This window comes from Vibrio sp. Vb1755 (assembly GCF_033338635.1).
Taxonomy (GTDB): Bacteria; Pseudomonadota; Gammaproteobacteria; order Enterobacterales; family Vibrionaceae; genus Vibrio; species Vibrio alginolyticus.
The window spans coordinates 1-16,771 of record NZ_JAWOTA010000040.1 but is presented as its reverse complement, the minus strand read 5'-3'; the positions used below and the strand labels follow the sequence as shown (position 1 = coordinate 16,771).

Annotated in this window: 14 protein-coding genes and 2 tRNA genes; 15 read left to right on the top strand and 1 reads right to left on the bottom strand. The window is 44.8% G+C overall.

The features are described from left to right. Nucleotides 1–544 precede the first annotated feature (544 nt). Nucleotides 545–1,018, top strand: coding sequence for a transcription elongation factor GreA (gene greA, locus R7E00_RS21495; protein ID WP_005380065.1), 474 nt, complete (start codon nucleotides 545–547; stop codon nucleotides 1,016–1,018). An 84-nt stretch (nucleotides 1,019–1,102) separates the two neighbouring features. On the opposite strand, the gene yhbY is transcribed toward greA, so the two are convergent. After that, the gene (gene yhbY / locus R7E00_RS21490) at nucleotides 1,103–1,399 is read right to left on the bottom strand and encodes a ribosome assembly RNA-binding protein YhbY (protein ID WP_005380066.1); all 297 of its coding nucleotides are present in this window, start codon (nucleotides 1,397–1,399) and stop codon (nucleotides 1,103–1,105) included. A 138-nt stretch (nucleotides 1,400–1,537) separates the two neighbouring features. Between yhbY and rlmE the strand changes: the two genes are divergently transcribed. The 14 genes from rlmE to pnp all read left to right on the top strand — a co-directional run bounded on the left by rlmE (nucleotide 1,538) and on the right by pnp (nucleotide 16,525). Next, nucleotides 1,538–2,167: a 23S rRNA (uridine(2552)-2'-O)-methyltransferase RlmE gene (gene rlmE / locus R7E00_RS21485; protein WP_005388985.1), complete on the top strand. Its 630-nt coding sequence runs from the start codon at nucleotides 1,538–1,540 to the stop codon at nucleotides 2,165–2,167. 108 nt (nucleotides 2,168–2,275) lie between these two features. Further along, on the top strand, nucleotides 2,276–4,249 hold the full coding sequence (gene ftsH / locus R7E00_RS21480) for an ATP-dependent zinc metalloprotease FtsH (protein ID WP_262606241.1): 1,974 nt from the start codon (nucleotides 2,276–2,278) through the stop codon (nucleotides 4,247–4,249). A gap of 52 nt (nucleotides 4,250–4,301) precedes the next feature. Further along, on the top strand, nucleotides 4,302–5,132 hold the full coding sequence (gene folP / locus R7E00_RS21475) for a dihydropteroate synthase (protein ID WP_017820419.1): 831 nt from the start codon (nucleotides 4,302–4,304) through the stop codon (nucleotides 5,130–5,132). 19 nt (nucleotides 5,133–5,151) lie between these two features. Then, the gene (glmM, locus tag R7E00_RS21470) at nucleotides 5,152–6,492 is read left to right on the top strand and encodes a phosphoglucosamine mutase (RefSeq protein WP_005380076.1); all 1,341 of its coding nucleotides are present in this window, start codon (nucleotides 5,152–5,154) and stop codon (nucleotides 6,490–6,492) included. 220 nt (nucleotides 6,493–6,712) lie between these two features. Then, nucleotides 6,713–7,051, top strand: coding sequence for a preprotein translocase subunit SecG (gene secG, locus R7E00_RS21465; protein WP_005380080.1), 339 nt, complete (start codon nucleotides 6,713–6,715; stop codon nucleotides 7,049–7,051). Between the two features lie 16 nt (nucleotides 7,052–7,067). Beyond that, a tRNA-Leu gene (locus R7E00_RS21460) sits at nucleotides 7,068–7,151 on the top strand. 56 nt (nucleotides 7,152–7,207) lie between these two features. Further along, nucleotides 7,208–7,284 (top strand) — tRNA-Met (locus R7E00_RS21455). Between the two features lie 225 nt (nucleotides 7,285–7,509). Further along, nucleotides 7,510–7,965 (top strand): ribosome maturation factor RimP, encoded by a 456-nt coding sequence (rimP, locus tag R7E00_RS21450; RefSeq protein ID WP_005386424.1) that lies wholly within the window; start codon nucleotides 7,510–7,512, stop codon nucleotides 7,963–7,965. 36 nt (nucleotides 7,966–8,001) lie between these two features. Beyond that, nucleotides 8,002–9,489 (top strand): transcription termination factor NusA, encoded by a 1,488-nt coding sequence (gene nusA / locus R7E00_RS21445; protein WP_005380084.1) that lies wholly within the window; start codon nucleotides 8,002–8,004, stop codon nucleotides 9,487–9,489. A 22-nt stretch (nucleotides 9,490–9,511) separates the two neighbouring features. Beyond that, the gene (infB, locus tag R7E00_RS21440) at nucleotides 9,512–12,223 is read left to right on the top strand and encodes a translation initiation factor IF-2 (RefSeq protein ID WP_005380086.1); all 2,712 of its coding nucleotides are present in this window, start codon (nucleotides 9,512–9,514) and stop codon (nucleotides 12,221–12,223) included. Between the two features lie 114 nt (nucleotides 12,224–12,337). Next, complete coding sequence (gene rbfA / locus R7E00_RS21435; RefSeq protein ID WP_005380087.1) at nucleotides 12,338–12,733, top strand: 30S ribosome-binding factor RbfA; 396 nt, start codon at nucleotides 12,338–12,340, stop codon at nucleotides 12,731–12,733. Beyond that, nucleotides 12,733–13,686 carry a tRNA pseudouridine(55) synthase TruB gene (gene truB / locus R7E00_RS21430; protein WP_017820421.1) on the top strand — a complete coding sequence of 318 codons (954 nt, stop codon included), beginning with the start codon at nucleotides 12,733–12,735 and terminating at the stop codon, nucleotides 13,684–13,686. Before rbfA ends, truB begins: the two co-directional genes overlap by 1 nt. A gap of 141 nt (nucleotides 13,687–13,827) precedes the next feature. Further along, entirely contained in the window at nucleotides 13,828–14,097 is a 270-nt protein-coding gene (gene rpsO, locus R7E00_RS21425) for a 30S ribosomal protein S15 (protein ID WP_005380094.1), read from the top strand. Nucleotides 14,098–14,389: 292 nt separating this feature from the next. Then, nucleotides 14,390–16,525 (top strand): polyribonucleotide nucleotidyltransferase, encoded by a 2,136-nt coding sequence (gene pnp, locus R7E00_RS21420; RefSeq protein WP_054574827.1) that lies wholly within the window; start codon nucleotides 14,390–14,392, stop codon nucleotides 16,523–16,525. Nucleotides 16,526–16,771: the final 246 nt, after the last annotated feature.

Below are 16,771 nucleotides of genomic sequence, written 5' to 3'. Positions count from 1 at the left end.
TATTTGTCCTAGTTAGCTGTCCATAATCATTGTTGTATGGGGGAGAGGTGATCTCTCACAAGTTGTTGGTCCAAAATTGGCTAATTGAGCGATATAGTTCGCACTTGTAAGCCATTGATCTAACAACTCGCTGGACATGTTTTACTGCTAAAGTTTCCGTATGAGTTAGTAAAATGATATAAATCCCACTGATGAACACTGTTCAATTGTGCGTTGTTTTTATTTAAATTACTGTTTTTGATTGAAATTATTGGCAATGACATTGGCCTGACATTGATTAGTTTTTATCTTTTTTGAGGTTTTTGGTGTAATGAACAGTGTTGTTTTTCAATAAATTGAGAAGGTGATTCGCCCTAGAACCGCTCTAAAAGTGAGTTATATCATTATGCCGAAAAGGCATAGTCTTGCTGTCTTTCGAATTAAGATGATTTCGTCCGGGAGTTTGTTTACACTAAACGAAATACATCTTTAAGCGCACTACCCAGTCCTATGACAGGGTGGGCTTTTTTTTGTCCAAAGACCCATTTGGGCTTGAGGTTATAAAATGGAAAAAGTTCCAATGACACTACGTGGCGAGCAAAAGCTACGTGCAGAACTCGATCGTCTACTTAAACTACGTCCTCAGATCTCAGAGGCAATTGCTGAAGCTCGTGAGCTAGGTGATTTAAAAGAGAATGCTGAATATCACGCCGCTCGTGAAGAGCAGGGCATTTGTGAAGCACAAATCCGTGACATTGAATACAAACTGTCAGTTGCTCAAGTTATTGATGTAACGAAGATGGAGAACACGGGTAAAGTTATTTTTGGTTCAACCGTAACCTTGATTGATATCGACACCGAAGAAGAAAAAACGTACCAAATCGTTGGTGATGACGAAGCCGATATCAAAGCAGGTCGCATTTCAGTGAGCTCACCTATTGCTCGTGGCCTGATTGGCAAGATGGAAGGCGATGAAGTTGCTATTCAAACTCCGGGTGGCGCGAAAGACTTCGAAATTGACCGAGTAGAATATATCTAGGTCGTTTGGAGTAGCATTACTGCCCTGATAAAACGCAAAAAGGTCGCCTCAGGCGACCTTTTTTCTTCAGCAACGTAAGTAGAGTTACTTACGAGGGATTTCGATTTTACGCTCTTCAGACTGGCGGTATAGCACAAGCACTTTACCAATAGTCTGAACTTTTTCAGCGCCCGTCTCACGTACGATAGCGTCGATGATTAGCTGTTTTGTTTCACGATCTTCCGAAGCAACTTTTACTTTGATAAGTTCGTGATGGTTAAGAGCGATTTCAATTTCTGCTAGCACGGCTTCTGTAAGTCCATTTGCGCCCATTAGCACAACAGGTTTTAAACTGTGAGCTAGGCCTTTAAGGTGCTGCTTTTGTTTGGTGCTTAGGTTCATTACGCGGCCAATTTTCTTTAAAATAAGGGTTGAAAAAAGCTATTTTAACGCCATCTATTGCTGAAGACTATAATTTATTGAGTAATAGGTAGCGCCTATTAAAACAATAGCTCCAATTTGTGCCTTGTTGGGATTAAAATGAGTAAACAAAAACATTCGGCTAGTTCTGGTCGTTGGTTGAAAGAACACTTTGATGATAAATACGCGAATGAAGCCCGAAAAAAAGGCTACCGCTCACGTGCTTATTTCAAGATCGATGAGATTCAAACGAAAGATAAATTGTTAAAGCCTGGAATGACAGTCGTCGACTTGGGGGCTGCGCCGGGCGGATGGTCTCAATATGCTGCTAAGATAGTAGGGGACAGTGGTCAGATCATCGCGTGTGACTTGCTTCCTATGGACCCGATTGCTGGCGTTAGCTTTTTACAAGGCGACTTTCGTGATGATGCGGTATTGGAAGCTTTGCTAGAAAGGATCCAACCTTCCATGGTAGACGTAGTAATGTCTGATATGGCGCCTAACATTGCTGGAAACAATTCTGTTGATCAACCTCGCGCTATGTATTTAGTTGAATTAGCTTTAGATATGTGTCGACAAGTTCTAGCGCCTAATGGTAGCTTTGTCGTAAAGGTTTTCCAAGGGGAAGGCTTCGATCAGTATGTGAAAGAAGTCCGAGACATGTTTAAAGCCGTAAAAATTAGAAAACCAGACTCATCGCGAGCTCGCTCTCGAGAGGTCTTCGTCGTAGCCACTGGTTACAAAGGTTAACCATTTTGCTCTCTTGAGAGCGTGTTAACACTATAGCTACAGTTAATGAACTGTAGTACCCTACCTTTAATTACAATTAGTTATCGAGAGGCTTACACCTTGAGTGACATGGCAAAAAATTTAATTCTGTGGCTTGTTATCGCCGTCGTATTGATGTCGGTATTCCAGAGCTTTGGCCCTGGAGAAAGCAATGGCAGAACCGTGGATTACACCACGTTTGTACAGGAAGTTGGCCAAGGCCAGATTCAAGAAGCAACTTTTAAAGACGGTGAAATTAGCTTTGTTCGTCGTGGCGGCGGTGCCAAAATGGTCACTTACATGCCAGTGTATGACCAAAAGCTTCTAGATGACCTAATTAACCAAAACGTGAAAGTACAAGGCACGCCTCCAGAAGAGCAAAGCTTGCTTGGTACTATCTTCATCTCTTGGTTCCCAATGATCTTACTAATTGGTGTATGGATTTTCTTCATGCGTCAAATGCAAGGCGGCGGTGGTAAAGGCGCCATGTCTTTTGGTAAGAGTAAAGCTCGAATGATGAGCGAAGAACAAATCAAGACAACTTTTGCTGACGTTGCAGGTTGTGACGAAGCAAAAGAAGACGTGAAAGAGCTGGTGGACTACCTACGCGATCCAAGCCGCTTCCAAAAACTGGGCGGTAAGATTCCAACGGGTGTTCTAATGGTTGGTCCTCCTGGTACGGGTAAAACGCTTCTGGCGAAAGCCATTGCCGGTGAGGCGAAAGTACCATTCTTTACTATCTCTGGTTCTGATTTCGTAGAAATGTTCGTTGGTGTTGGTGCATCTCGTGTGCGTGACATGTTTGAACAAGCAAAGAAAGCCGCACCTTGTATCATCTTTATCGATGAGATCGATGCGGTAGGTCGTCAACGTGGCGCAGGTGTTGGTGGTGGTCATGATGAACGTGAACAAACACTAAACCAAATGCTCGTTGAGATGGATGGTTTCGAAGGTAACGAAGGTATTATCGTTATCGCTGCGACTAACCGTCCGGACGTGCTAGACCCTGCGCTACTGCGTCCTGGTCGTTTTGACCGTCAAGTGGTAGTTGGTCTTCCAGATGTACGTGGCCGTGAACAGATCCTAAAAGTTCACATGCGTAAGGTCCCTCTAGCGGGTGATGTAGAGCCTTCTCTCATCGCACGTGGTACTCCAGGCTTCTCTGGTGCTGACCTAGCAAACTTAGTTAACGAAGCAGCCCTGTTTGCTGCGCGCGGTAACAAGCGCAACGTTTCTATGGTTGAGTTTGAACTGGCGAAAGACAAAATCATGATGGGTGCTGAGCGCCGTTCAATGGTGATGTCTGAGGAAGTGAAAGAGTCAACCGCATACCACGAAGCGGGTCACGCGATTGTTGGTCGCTTGGTTCCTGAACACGATCCAGTGTACAAAGTGTCTATCATTCCACGTGGTCGTGCGTTGGGTGTAACAATGTACCTTCCAGAGCAGGACCGCGTGAGTATGTCTCGCCAACACCTAGAATCAATGATTTCTAGCTTGTACGGTGGTCGTTTAGCAGAAGAACTTATCTACGGTGCTGACAAAGTATCAACCGGTGCTTCTAATGATATCGAGCGCGCAACAGATATTGCTCGTAAGATGGTTACTCAATGGGGTTTCTCTGAAAAGCTTGGCCCTCTGCTGTATGCAGAAGATGAAGGCGAAGTGTTCTTAGGGCGTAGTGTAACTCAGACTAAACATGTGTCTGACGATACAGCGAAGTTGATTGATGACGAAGTTCGTCAGATCATTGACCGCAACTACGATCGTGCGAAGAAGATTCTTCAAGAGAACATGGATATCATGCATGCGATGAAAGATGCGCTGATGAAGTATGAAACCATTGATGCTCGCCAGATTGATGACTTAATGGAGCGCAAAGCTGAAATTCGTGAGCCTGCGGGCTGGAGTGATAACTCAGCAAGCAAACCAGAAGACAGCGACAAGCCTCAAGCAAAGCAAGAAGTTAAAGAAGAAACAACGGAGACTGCGAAAGATGCAGAACAGCCTAGCTCTTCTGAAACAACTTCTAACGAAGCGCCTGAAAAGAAAGACTCTGAATAAAGAGTATCGATAATATTAAACCCCGAGTTATCTCGGGGTTTTTGTGTTTATGATGATGATTACAGCAAATAACAAATCTTTGGACCTTTCGCGTCCACATGTCATGGCCATTCTAAATGTGACACCGGATTCCTTTTCGGATGGCGGTAAATACAACTCAATTGAACTTGCTCTTGCTCAAGTTGATAAAATGATAAAGGCTGGTGTAAGTATTGTTGATGTTGGTGGTGAATCAACAAGACCTGGTGCACCGGATGTGTCTTTGGAAGAAGAGCTTAGGCGTGTTGTCCCAGTAATCAAAGCCATTCGTGAAAAATATGATGTATGGATTTCCGTTGACACCAGTAAAGCAGAAGTGATGCGTCAAGCAATTGATGCTGGGGCTGATTTGATCAATGACATCCGTTCGCTGCAAGAGCCAGGTGCTCTGGAAGTCGCAGCAGAAGCAAACCTTCCAATTTGTCTGATGCATATGAAAGGTCAACCTAGGACCATGCAAGTTGACCCTCATTATGATGATTTAATGGGGGACGTGTCGGCTTTTCTAGAAGAACGTATCGCGGCGTGTGAAGCTGCAGGGATTGATAAATCTCAACTGATTCTCGATCCTGGGTTTGGCTTTGGCAAAACAATCGAACACAATTATCATATGCTTGCTCATCTTGAAAAGTTTCATGAATTCGGCCTGCCTATTTTGGCTGGCATGTCTCGTAAATCCATGATCTTCAAACTGTTAGACAAGCCAGCGGCAGAGTGTACGAACGCAAGTGTTGTTTGTGCTACGATTGCCGCGATGAAAGGCGCGCAGATCATTCGCGTGCATGACTTTGAAGAGACAATCGAAGCGATGAAAGTTGTTGAGATGACGAAAAACAATATTTAAAAATAATAAAGGAAAGTTTATGTCGAATGAAAGACGTTACTTTGGTACTGACGGTGTGCGCGGTAAAGTAGGACAATACCCAATCACTCCAGACTTCGTACTTAAGCTTGGCTGGGCTGCTGGTCGTGTACTAGCGAAACAAGGCACAAAGAAAGTTATCATAGGTAAAGATACACGTATTTCAGGTTATATGCTTGAATCTGCACTAGAGGCTGGCCTTGCAGCTGCGGGACTTAAAGCAACATTTACTGGTCCCATGCCAACTCCAGCTGTGGCATATTTAACTCAGACTTTCCGTGCCGAGGCTGGTATTGTGATTTCTGCATCACATAACCCATATTACGACAACGGCATTAAATTCTTTTCTTCTGAGGGTACTAAGCTACCTGACGATATCGAATTGGCGATCGAAGCTGAGTTAGATAAAGAAATTGAATGTGTGGAGTCTGCTGAGCTTGGTAAAGCAACCCGCCTAAATGATGCAGCTGGTCGTTACATCGAATTCTGTAAGAGTACTTTCCCATCTGAGTTGAGCCTTGCGAACTTTAAGATCGTAGTAGACTGTGCGCACGGTGCAACGTACCACATCGCTCCAAATGTTTTCAAAGAACTTGGGGCAGAAGTTATCGCTATGGGCGTAGAGCCTAACGGCATCAACATTAATGAAAAAGTGGGCGCAACAGACGTACGAGCTCTTCAACAGCGTGTTGTTGAAGAGCAAGCGCATCTTGGTCTCGCATTTGATGGTGATGGTGACCGCATCATTATGGTCGACCACCTAGGTAACAAAGTTGATGGTGACCAAATTGCTTATATCATCGCTCGTGATGCACTTCGTCGTGGTGAGCTAAAGGGTGGTGTTGTTGGTACACTAATGACTAACTTGGGTATGGAAAATGGTTTAAAGCAGCTAGGCATTCCGTTTGTACGTGCTGCTGTTGGTGACCGTTATGTCATGGAGCAACTGCTAGAAAAAGGTTGGAAAATTGGTGCTGAAAACTCAGGCCATGTGATCTTATTAGATAAAGTCACAACCGGCGATGCGATTGTTGCTGCACTTCAAGTACTTGCTTCTGTAATTGGCAGCGATATGTCTTTATATGAACTATCGCAAGGAATGACATTATATCCTCAGGTTTTAGAAAATGTCCGTTTTTCAGGAGAAAGTAACCCTCTTGAAGCTACAGCTGTATTAAACGCTGTCTCTGAAGTAGAGGCGACACTTGGTGATAAAGGGCGTGTACTGCTGCGTAAGTCTGGCACTGAGCCTTTGATCCGCGTTATGGTGGAAGGTGAAGATGGTGAACTAGTTCAACACTCAGCATTGAAAATCGCTGAGGCTGTTAAAGCAAGTTGTTAATCATTGCGTTAAAGCATGTCTTGAATGAAAAGGGCATCTTTTGCCCTTTTTTTGAGCGCTTAACGCATTGGCATTGATTTTTTACTAATTTTCCCTTGTCAGCGTTACTGGCTTTCGCTAGTATTGCTCCGCCTCCCGTTAGGAGGTCGCTAGCCTTGTTCATTATGATTTATTGTTTTGAACGGCGCTGGCTCAACAATTTGGAACATAGGTGGAAAAAATGTTTTCAGTTCTACTTGTGATTTACCTGTTGGCAGCGCTTGGTGTGATTGGCCTTGTGTTGATTCAACAAGGTAAAGGCGCAGATATGGGAGCCTCGTTCGGTGCTGGTGCTTCAAACACAGTGTTTGGTGCTGGCGGCTCAGGTAATTTCTTAACCCGAACAACTGCTATTTTAGCAACCGTATTCTTTATCGTTAGCTTGTTACTTGGTCGTATGTCTACGCACCAGACTGAATCACAATGGGTAGACCCAACGTTAGGTCAACCAGTTGTTGAACAAGTTAAGGATGCAGCGAGTGAAGTTCCTGCCCCTGCGGGTGATGAAATTCCTCAATAAGCTGTAAGGTTTTGATGCCGAGATGGTGAAATTGGTAGACACGCTAGCATGAGGTGCTAGTGCCTTAGGTGTGAGGGTTCGAGTCCCTCTCTCGGCACCATGTATTTACAAACTTGTAAATCACTTGTTTGCGAGTATAATGCTCAGCAAGTCGGACGCGGGGTGGAGCAGCTTGGTAGCTCGTCGGGCTCATAACCCGAAGGTCGTCGGTTCAAATCCGGCCCCCGCAACCAATCTCTTTCTTTGAAAGGAAATCGTAGATTGGCAAGTTTGCGTAGTGCTAACCACACTACGAGTTAAGAAAAGCAATTGTTGGCTATTCTTAACGTATCAGGGTCCAGCAGCATAAAACCCCGACTATCGGGGTTTTTTGTTATCTGAGCTTTTTGAAATAGCTCAGATACTGCTTGGTTTTTTGATTGGGCTCTGAGCCCTTTTTTTGTTTCTGGAGTGGTTAAATGACTGGTTTAGAAAGACAACTTACTGAAATGCTTGACGCGCCAGTAGCGGCATCAGGTTATGAGTTAGTTGGATTAGAATTCATTCGTGCAGGCGCGCACTCAACGTTACGTATCTACATTGACCATGAAAATGGTATTAACGTAGACGACTGTGCAGAAGTTAGCCACCAAGTTAGTGCAGTTTTAGACGTTGAAGATCCAATTTCTGTTGCTTACAGCCTAGAAGTGTCTTCTCCAGGTTTAGAAAGACCACTTTTTAAAGCAGCACATTACGAGCAATTTATTGGTCACGAGGTCAGCATCGTATTGAAAATGGCTGTAGCAAACCGTCGTAAGTGGAAAGGTATTATCCACGGTGTTGATGGCGAAACAGTGACAATTACTGTAGACGGTCAGCAAGAAGAGTTTGCTCTAAGTAACATTTCCAAAGCTAACCTGATCCCTAAATTTTAGTTCCCTAAAAAAGTTTAAGCTTAGAGGCTAAATACAATGAGTAAAGAAATTTTAGCGGTAGCAGAAGCGGTATCGAACGAAAAAGCGGTACCTCGTGAGCGTATCTTTGAGGCTCTTGAGATTGCTCTAGCAACTTCTACAAAGAAGAAATACGAAATCGAAATCGACGTACGTGTTGCCATTGACCGTAAAACCGGTGAGTTTGTAACTTACCGCCGTTGGTTAGTTGTTGATGACGTTGAGAACCCTACAAAAGAGATCTCACTAGAAGCAGCGCAATACGAAGATGATTCAATCGAGCTTGGCGACTACGTAGAAGACGAAATCGAATCAGTAACGTTTGACCGTATTACGACTCAAACTGCTAAGCAAGTTATCGTACAAAAAGTTCGTGAAGCTGAGCGCGCACAAATCGTTGAACAGTTCATCGACAATGAAGGTGATCTAATCACTGGTGTCGTGAAAAAAGTAAACCGTGACACAATCGTGCTTGATCTTGGTAATAACGCTGAAGCGGTAATCCTGCGTGATGACCAACTTCCTCGTGAAAACTTCCGTCCAGGCGACCGCGTACGTGGCCTTCTTTACAAAGTCGCGCCTGAAGCACGTGGTTTCCAATTGTTCATCACTCGTTCTAAGCCAGAAATGTTGGCAGAACTGTTCCGTGTTGAAGTGCCTGAAATCGCAGAAGATATTATCGAGCTGAAAGGCGCAGCACGTGATCCTGGTTCTCGCGCTAAGATCGCTGTCAAAACAAATGACAAACGTATCGACCCTGTAGGTGCGTGTGTTGGTATGCGTGGTGCACGTGTACAAGCTGTTTCTGGCGAACTTGGTGGTGAGCGTATCGATATCGTTCTTTGGGATGATAACCCAGCTCAATTCGTTATTAACGCAATGGCGCCAGCTGATGTTGCTTCTATCATCGTTGATGAGGATGCACACTCAATGGACATCGCAGTTGAAGCTGACAACCTAGCGCAAGCTATTGGTCGTAACGGTCAAAACGTGCGTCTAGCATCTCAACTAACCGGTTGGGAACTGAATGTTATGACAGTTGCTGATCTTCAGAAGAAACACGCTGAAGAATCACAAGCATCTATTGAAAACTTCATGAAGTACCTAGATATTGAAGAAGACTTCGCTCAACTTCTTGTTGAAGAAGGTTTCTCAACGCTAGAAGAAATCGCATACGTGCCAGTTAACGAGCTACTAGAAATCGATGGTTTGAATGAAGAACTAATCGAAGAGCTTCGTGGACGTGCAAAAGATGCACTAACGACGATCGCACTAGCACAAGAAGAGTCTTTTGAAGGTCTAGAACCAGCTGAGGACCTACTTGCACTTGAAGGTCTTGAGCGTGAGATGGCATTTAAATTGGCAGCGAAAGGTGTAGCGACACTGGAAGATCTTGCTGACCAAGGTATTGACGATTTAGAAGGTATCGAAGGCCTGACCGAGGAACGTGCAGGTGAGCTAATTATGGCCGCACGTAACATCTGTTGGTTCGGCGAAGAAGCATAATTTTCGGCAAGGAGGAAGCGGCATGACACAATTAACAGTTAAAGCACTGAGTGATGAGATTGGTACGCCAGTCGACCGCTTGATTGAACAACTTGCTGACGCTGGCATTAAAAAGGCGAGCTCTGACAATGTTACTGATGAAGAGAAGCAGAAGCTTCTCTCTCATTTAAAGAAAGAACACGGTGATAAATCAGGTGATTCAGAGCCGACTCGCCTTACGCTTCAGCGTAAAACTCGTAGTACACTTAGTGTGAACGCGGGTGGTGGTAAGAGTAAGAATGTTCAGGTTGAGGTGCGCAAAAAACGTACATACGTGAAGCGCAGCACAATTGAAGATGAAGCGAAACGTGAAGCTGAAGAAGCAGCACAACGTGAAGCAGAAGAAGCAGCAAAACGTGCAGCAGAAGAAGCTGCAAAACGTGAAGCTGAAGAAGCTGCAAAACGTGAAGCTGAAGAAGCTGCAAAACGTGAAGCGGAAGAAAAAGCGAAACGTGAAGCTGAAGAAAAAGCGAAGCGAGACGTAGATACGAATGCACAACGTAATGCTGAAGAAAAAGCAAAGCGTGATGCTGAAGAGAAAATTAAGCAAGAAGCAGCGCGAAAAGAGGCCGACGAGCTTAAACGTCGTCAGGAAGAAGAAGCTAAGCGTAAGGCTGAAGAGGAAAGTCAGCGCAAGCTTGAAGAAGCTCGCGAATTGGCTGAAAAGAATAAAGAGCGTTGGTCTGCTGCAGAAGAGAAAAAGGGTGATATGGAAGATACAGATTACCATGTAACGACTTCACAATACGCACGTGAAGCCGAAGATGAAGCAGATCGCAAAGTAGAAGGCGGTCGTCGTAAGAAGAAAAAAGCAGCTTCGGGTAAAGACGACCAAGCTCGCGGTGGCCGTAACAACCAACGTGGCGGTAGAGGTCGTAAGGGCAAACTTGCTAAGCCGACTTCAATGCAGCACGGGTTTGATAAGTCAGCAACGGTTGCTAAGCAAGACGTTGTAATTGGCGAAACGATCGTTCTATCAGAACTTGCTAACAAGATGTCGGTTAAAGCGACAGAAGTTATCAAAGTAATGATGAAGATGGGCGCTATGGCGACTATCAACCAAGTGATCGACCAAGAAACAGCACAACTTGTTGCTGAAGAAATGGGCCATAAAGTAGTTCTTCGTAAAGAGAACGAACTGGAAGAAGCGGTACTATCTGACCGTGACACTAACGCGGAAGCAGTTCCACGTGCTCCAGTTGTTACTATCATGGGTCACGTTGACCACGGTAAAACGTCAACACTTGACTACATCCGTCGCACACACGTTGCTTCTGGCGAAGCGGGTGGTATTACTCAGCACATTGGTGCGTACCACGTTGAAACAGACAACGGCATGATCACGTTCCTTGATACTCCTGGACACGCAGCGTTTACTGCAATGCGTGCTCGTGGTGCTCAAGCAACAGATATCGTTGTTCTTGTAGTTGCAGCAGACGATGGCGTAATGCCACAAACAGTAGAAGCGATTCAGCACGCGAAAGCGGCAGGCGTTCCTCTAATTGTTGCTGTGAACAAGATCGATAAAGAAGACGCGAACCCAGATAACGTTAAGAACGAGCTTGCTCAATACGACGTTATTCCTGAAGAGTGGGGCGGTGAGAACATGTTCGTTCACATCTCTGCTAAACAGGGTACAAACATCGATGGTCTTCTAGAAGCAATCCTTCTTCAGTCTGAAGTTCTTGAACTTACAGCTGTAGCTGAGGGCATGGCATCTGGTGTTGTTGTTGAATCTCGCCTAGATAAAGGTCGTGGTCCAGTTGCAACAGTACTTGTTCAATCAGGTACACTAAACAAAGGCGACATCGTTCTTTGTGGTCAAGAATACGGCCGTGTTCGTGCAATGCGTGATGAGCTAGGTAAAGAAATTACTTCGGCTGGCCCATCTATCCCTGTAGAGATCCTAGGTCTTTCAGGTGTACCATCTTCAGGTGATGAAGCAACAGTAGTTCGTGACGAGCGTAAAGCGCGTGAAGTAGCTAACTACCGTGCTGGTAAGTTCCGTGAAGTGAAACTTGCTCGTCAGCAGAAATCTAAACTAGAGAACATGTTCTCTAACATGACTGCTGGTGAAGTTGCTGAACTTAACGTTGTACTTAAAGCAGACGTTCAAGGTTCTGTAGAAGCAATCGCTGACTCACTAGTTAAGCTATCTACTGACGAAGTTAAAGTGAACATCGTTGGTTCTGGTGTAGGTGGTATTACGGAAACTGACGTAGTACTAGCGGAAGCTTCAAACGCAATCATCCTTGGCTTTAACGTTCGTGCAGATGCTTCTGCTCGCCGTGCTGTTGAAGCCGCAGCTGTTGACTTACGTTACTACTCAATCATTTACCAATTGATTGATGAAGTGAAACAAGCAATGGGGGGTATGCTTGCTCCAGAATTCAAGCAAGAGATCATTGGTCTTGCTGAAGTTCGTGACGTGTTTAAGTCACCGAAACTGGGCGCTATCGCTGGTTGTATGGTTACAGAAGGTGTGATCAAGCGTAACAACCCAATCCGTGTACTACGTGATAACGTTGTTATTTACGAAGGTGAACTAGAGTCACTACGTCGTTTCAAAGATGACGTTCAAGAAGTTAAGAATGGCTACGAATGTGGTATCGGCGTTAAGAACTACAATGATGTTCGCGTTGGTGACCAAATCGAAGTCTTCGAAATCGTTGAAATTAAACGTACTCTAGACTAATTGACTAAAATTACTAATATTGTCTTTGAAAGATAAGTAGTAATTGGTTGTTGAATACACCATGGGGGGCTGGCTTTGACCAACCCCCCATTCTTTCTATATAAGAGTAAAGATATGTCAAAAGAATTTAGCCGCACGCAGCGCGTTGCACAGCAGCTGCAAAAAGAACTAGCGATGATCCTTCAACGTGAAGTTCGTGACTCTCGCCTTGGCATGGTGACGATCTCAGACGTAGAAGTCTCTCGTGACCTAGCTTACGCAAAAGTATTTGTGACCTTCCTGTGTGTGGGTGAGCAAACACCTGAATCATGTCTAGCAGCGCTACGTGAGCACGAAGTGCACATTCGCATGATGTTAGGTAAGCGTATTCGTCTACGTTTAACGCCAGAAATCCGCTTCCACTATGACAATACGCTTGTTGAAGGTATGCGTATGTCTAACCTAGTGTCTGAAGTCGTTAGTTCAGACAAACAAAAGCAAAAAGATTCTGGTCGTGAGGACGAAGAATAATGGCTCGTCGTCGTAAAGGTCGTCCAATTAATGGCGTTATACTGTTGGACAAACCAACAGGTATCTCTTCCAATGATGCACTGCAAAAAGTAAAGCGAATCTACTTTGCTGAGAAAGCAGGCCACACTGGAGCCTTGGACCCATTAGCGACAGGCATGCTGCCAATTTGCTTGGGTGAAGCGACAAAATTTTCTCAGTTTCTTCTTGATTCTGATAAACGCTACCGTGTGATCGCAAAGCTGGGTGAACGTACCAATACGTCTGACTCGGATGGTGAAGTTGTAGAGACGCGTCCAGTCGATGTTACGTTAGACAAGCTAGAAGCGTGCATCGATCAGTTCCGTGGTGAATCTGATCAAGTGCCTTCCATGTTCTCTGCGTTGAAGTATCAAGGTAAACCCTTGTATGAATACGCTCGTAAAGGCATCGAAGTTCCGCGTGAATCTCGTAAGATCACGGTATATGAGATTGTTCTTCACCGTTTTGAAGGCGATGAAGTAGAGATGGAAGTGCACTGCTCTAAAGGTACCTATATTCGTACTATCGTTGATGATCTGGGCGAAATGTTAGGTTGTGGTGCGCACGTAACTATGCTTCGTCGTACTGGTGTTGCTAAATACCCTTACGAGAATATGGTAACACTTGAGCAACTAAATGAGTTGCTAGAGCAAGCTCACCGCGAGGAACGAGCGCCTCGAGAACTACTGGACCCACTGCTTTTGCCAATGGATACAGCGGTAGAAGACTTACCAGAAGTCAACTTGGTGCCTGAACTGGCGGATATGGTCCAACATGGGCAGCCCGTTCAAGTATTTGGTGCTCCGACAGAGGGCTCACTTCGCCTTACTATGGGTGAAGAACGCTTGTTTATTGGCGTTGGCGAAATGAACGAAGATGGCAAAATCGCTCCTAAGCGATTGGTCGTGTTCCGAGATGACGTTGCATCCAAGTAAATGATTGAAAATACCGACCTGAGTGTCGGTATTTTTATATTGCACGAGATAGGAAATTTCCCTATAATCCGCGCTTCGCGTAGCGGCTGAATCAGAGATTGGCTGCTACAACTTTAAACCTACTCTTATTAGGAGAGAATTATGTCTCTGAATGCAGAAACTAAAGCAGCAATCGTTGCAGAATACGCACAAGGCGAAGGCGACACTGGTTCACCAGAAGTTCAAGTAGCTCTACTTACAGCTTCTATCAACCACCTACAAGGTCACTTCAAAGCGCACAAAGGCGATCACCACAGCCGTCGTGGTCTTCTACGCATGGTTTCTCGTCGTCGTAAGCTTCTAGATTACCTAAAAGGTAAAAACCTAGCTCGCTACCAAGACCTAATCAAACGTCTAGGCCTACGTCGCTAATCAGCGACTGCATAGCAGTTTGTCTAAAAAGGGGCTTTATGCCCCTTTTTTGTTGCCTAAATTTAGCCAAATTAGACTTATGCCGTTATAATACTGGCGGCTAAACCTTGTAAGAGGTTTTCTCAAAAGCTCATAGCATTACAGTCAACCACGTCGACCAAAAGGTCGCGACTATTCAAAAGGAACTTCCGAGTTTCTTTTTACTAGTCGCGATTCGTAATGCCTTGAGTGTCAATTAACACATCTAAGATTTCTTTAAGCACTAAAGGAAGATTAGAAACAAGGAATAACAATGTTCGAAAAACCAGTTGTTAAAACGTTCCAGTACGGTAACCACACAGTTACTTTAGAAACTGGCGTTATTGCACGTCAAGCTACAGCAGCAGTTATGGTCACAATGGATGATACGTCTGTATTCGTATCTGTTGTAGGTAAAAAAGAAGCCGTTGCAGGTCAAGACTTCTTCCCACTAACGGTTAACTACCAAGAGCGTACTTACGCTGCGGGTAAAATCCCAGGCGGCTTCTTCAAACGTGAAGGTCGTCCTTCTGAAGGCGAAACGCTAACAGCTCGTCTAATCGACCGTCCAATCCGTCCGCTATTCCCAGACGCGTTTAAAAACGAAGTTCAGGTTATCGCGACAGTAATGTCTGTAAACCCAGATGTTCAGCCAGATATCGTTACAATGATCGGTACTTCTGCTGCTCTTGCTATCTCTGGCATTCCATTCAACGGCCCTATCGGTGCGGCGCGTGTTGGTCATATCGATGGTCAGCTTGTACTTAACCCTAGCCAAACTGAACTAGAAACTTCTAAGCTTGACCTTGTTGTTGCAGGTACAGAGTCAGCAGTATTGATGGTTGAGTCAGAAGCGGACAACCTAACTGAAGAAGAAATGCTAGCGGCGGTTGTTTATGGTCATGACCAACAACAAGTTGCTATTAAAGCTATCAACGAATTCAAAGCAGAAGTTGCAACTCCTGCTTGGGATTGGGTTGCTCCTGAAGAGAACACAGCGCTTAAAAATAAGATTGCTGATCTAGCAGAAGCTAAACTTGTTGAAGCCTACCAAATTACTGAGAAAATGGCTCGTTACGACCGCATCCATGAGATCGCTGCGGAAGTAAATGAAGTTCTTCTTGCTGAAGATCCTGAAGCAGATACAAAAGAAATCCACACTATCTTCCATGATCTAGAGAAGACAGTAGTACGTAGCCGTATTATTGCAGGTAACCCTCGTATCGATGGCCGTGAAAAAGACATGGTTCGTGCACTAGATGTACGTACTGGTGTTCTTCCTCGTACTCACGGTAGCGCGCTATTCACTCGTGGTGAAACTCAGGCGATCGTTACGGCAACGCTAGGTACTCAGCGTGATGCTCAAATCATCGATGAGCTAACTGGTGAGCGTAAAGATCACTTCCTACTGCACTACAACTTCCCTCCATACTGTGTAGGTGAAACTGGTTTTGTAGGTTCTCCTAAGCGTCGTGAAATCGGCCACGGTAAACTGGCGAAGCGTGGTATTGCTGCAGTAATGCCTTCTGTTGATGAGTTCCCATACACAGTACGTGTTGTATCGGAAATCACTGAATCTAACGGTTCATCTTCAATGGCTTCAGTATGTGGTACTTCTCTTGCGCTTATGGACGCAGGTGTACCAATCAAAGCATCTGTTGCTGGTATTGCAATGGGTCTTGTTAAAGAAGGTGACGATTTCGTTGTACTTTCTGACATCCTTGGCGATGAAGACCACCTAGGTGACATGGACTTTAAAGTAGCAGGTACTAACACTGGTATCACTGCACTTCAAATGGACATCAAGATCGAAGGCATCACTAAAGAAATCATGCAAATTGCGCTTAACCAAGCTCAAGGCGCACGTAAGCACATCCTATCTGTAATGGATGAAGCAATCTCTGGTGCTCGTGAAGACATCTCTGAATTTGCTCCGCGTATTCACACGATGAAGATCAGCGCTGAGAAGATCAAAGACGTTATCGGTAAAGGTGGTGCAGTTATCCGTGCTCTAACTGAAGAGACTGGTACAACTATCGAAATCGAAGACGACGGTACTATCAAGATTGCGGCAACTGAAGGCACTGCTGCGAAAGAAGCTATCCGCCGTATCGAAGAGATCACTGCTGAAGTTGAAGTGGGCCGTATCTACACAGGTAAAGTTGCACGTCTAGCAGACTTCGGTGCATTCGTAACGGTTCTTCCAGGCAAAGATGGTCTTGTACACATTTCTCAAATCGCAGAAAAACGCGTAGAGAAAGTGTCTGACTACCTAGCTGAAGGTCAAGAAGTTCAAGTTAAAGTTCTTGAAATCGACCGCCAAGGCCGTGTACGTCTAAGCATGAAAGAAGCGGTAGAAAAGCCAGCTGAAGAAGCTGCTGCTGAAGCACCAGCTGCTAAAGACGAGTAAGACAAAATGAGACTTTCAGCCTTTTATTAGATTAAGGGCCTGAAAGCATGTTATAAAAGGGGAGCATTTTCGCTCCCCTTTTTTGGTTTGTTTCGATGTATTAACCTCAAACGAGGTTATCGCCTATATTGCATTAAGAGAAATAAATCTTGAGCGGTCCAAACAGGAGTATCAATTAGTGAAATGGTTTCAAACCGCAATTTTATGTGTTGCTATCGCGCTGACCGGTTGTGCAAATACTTCTCA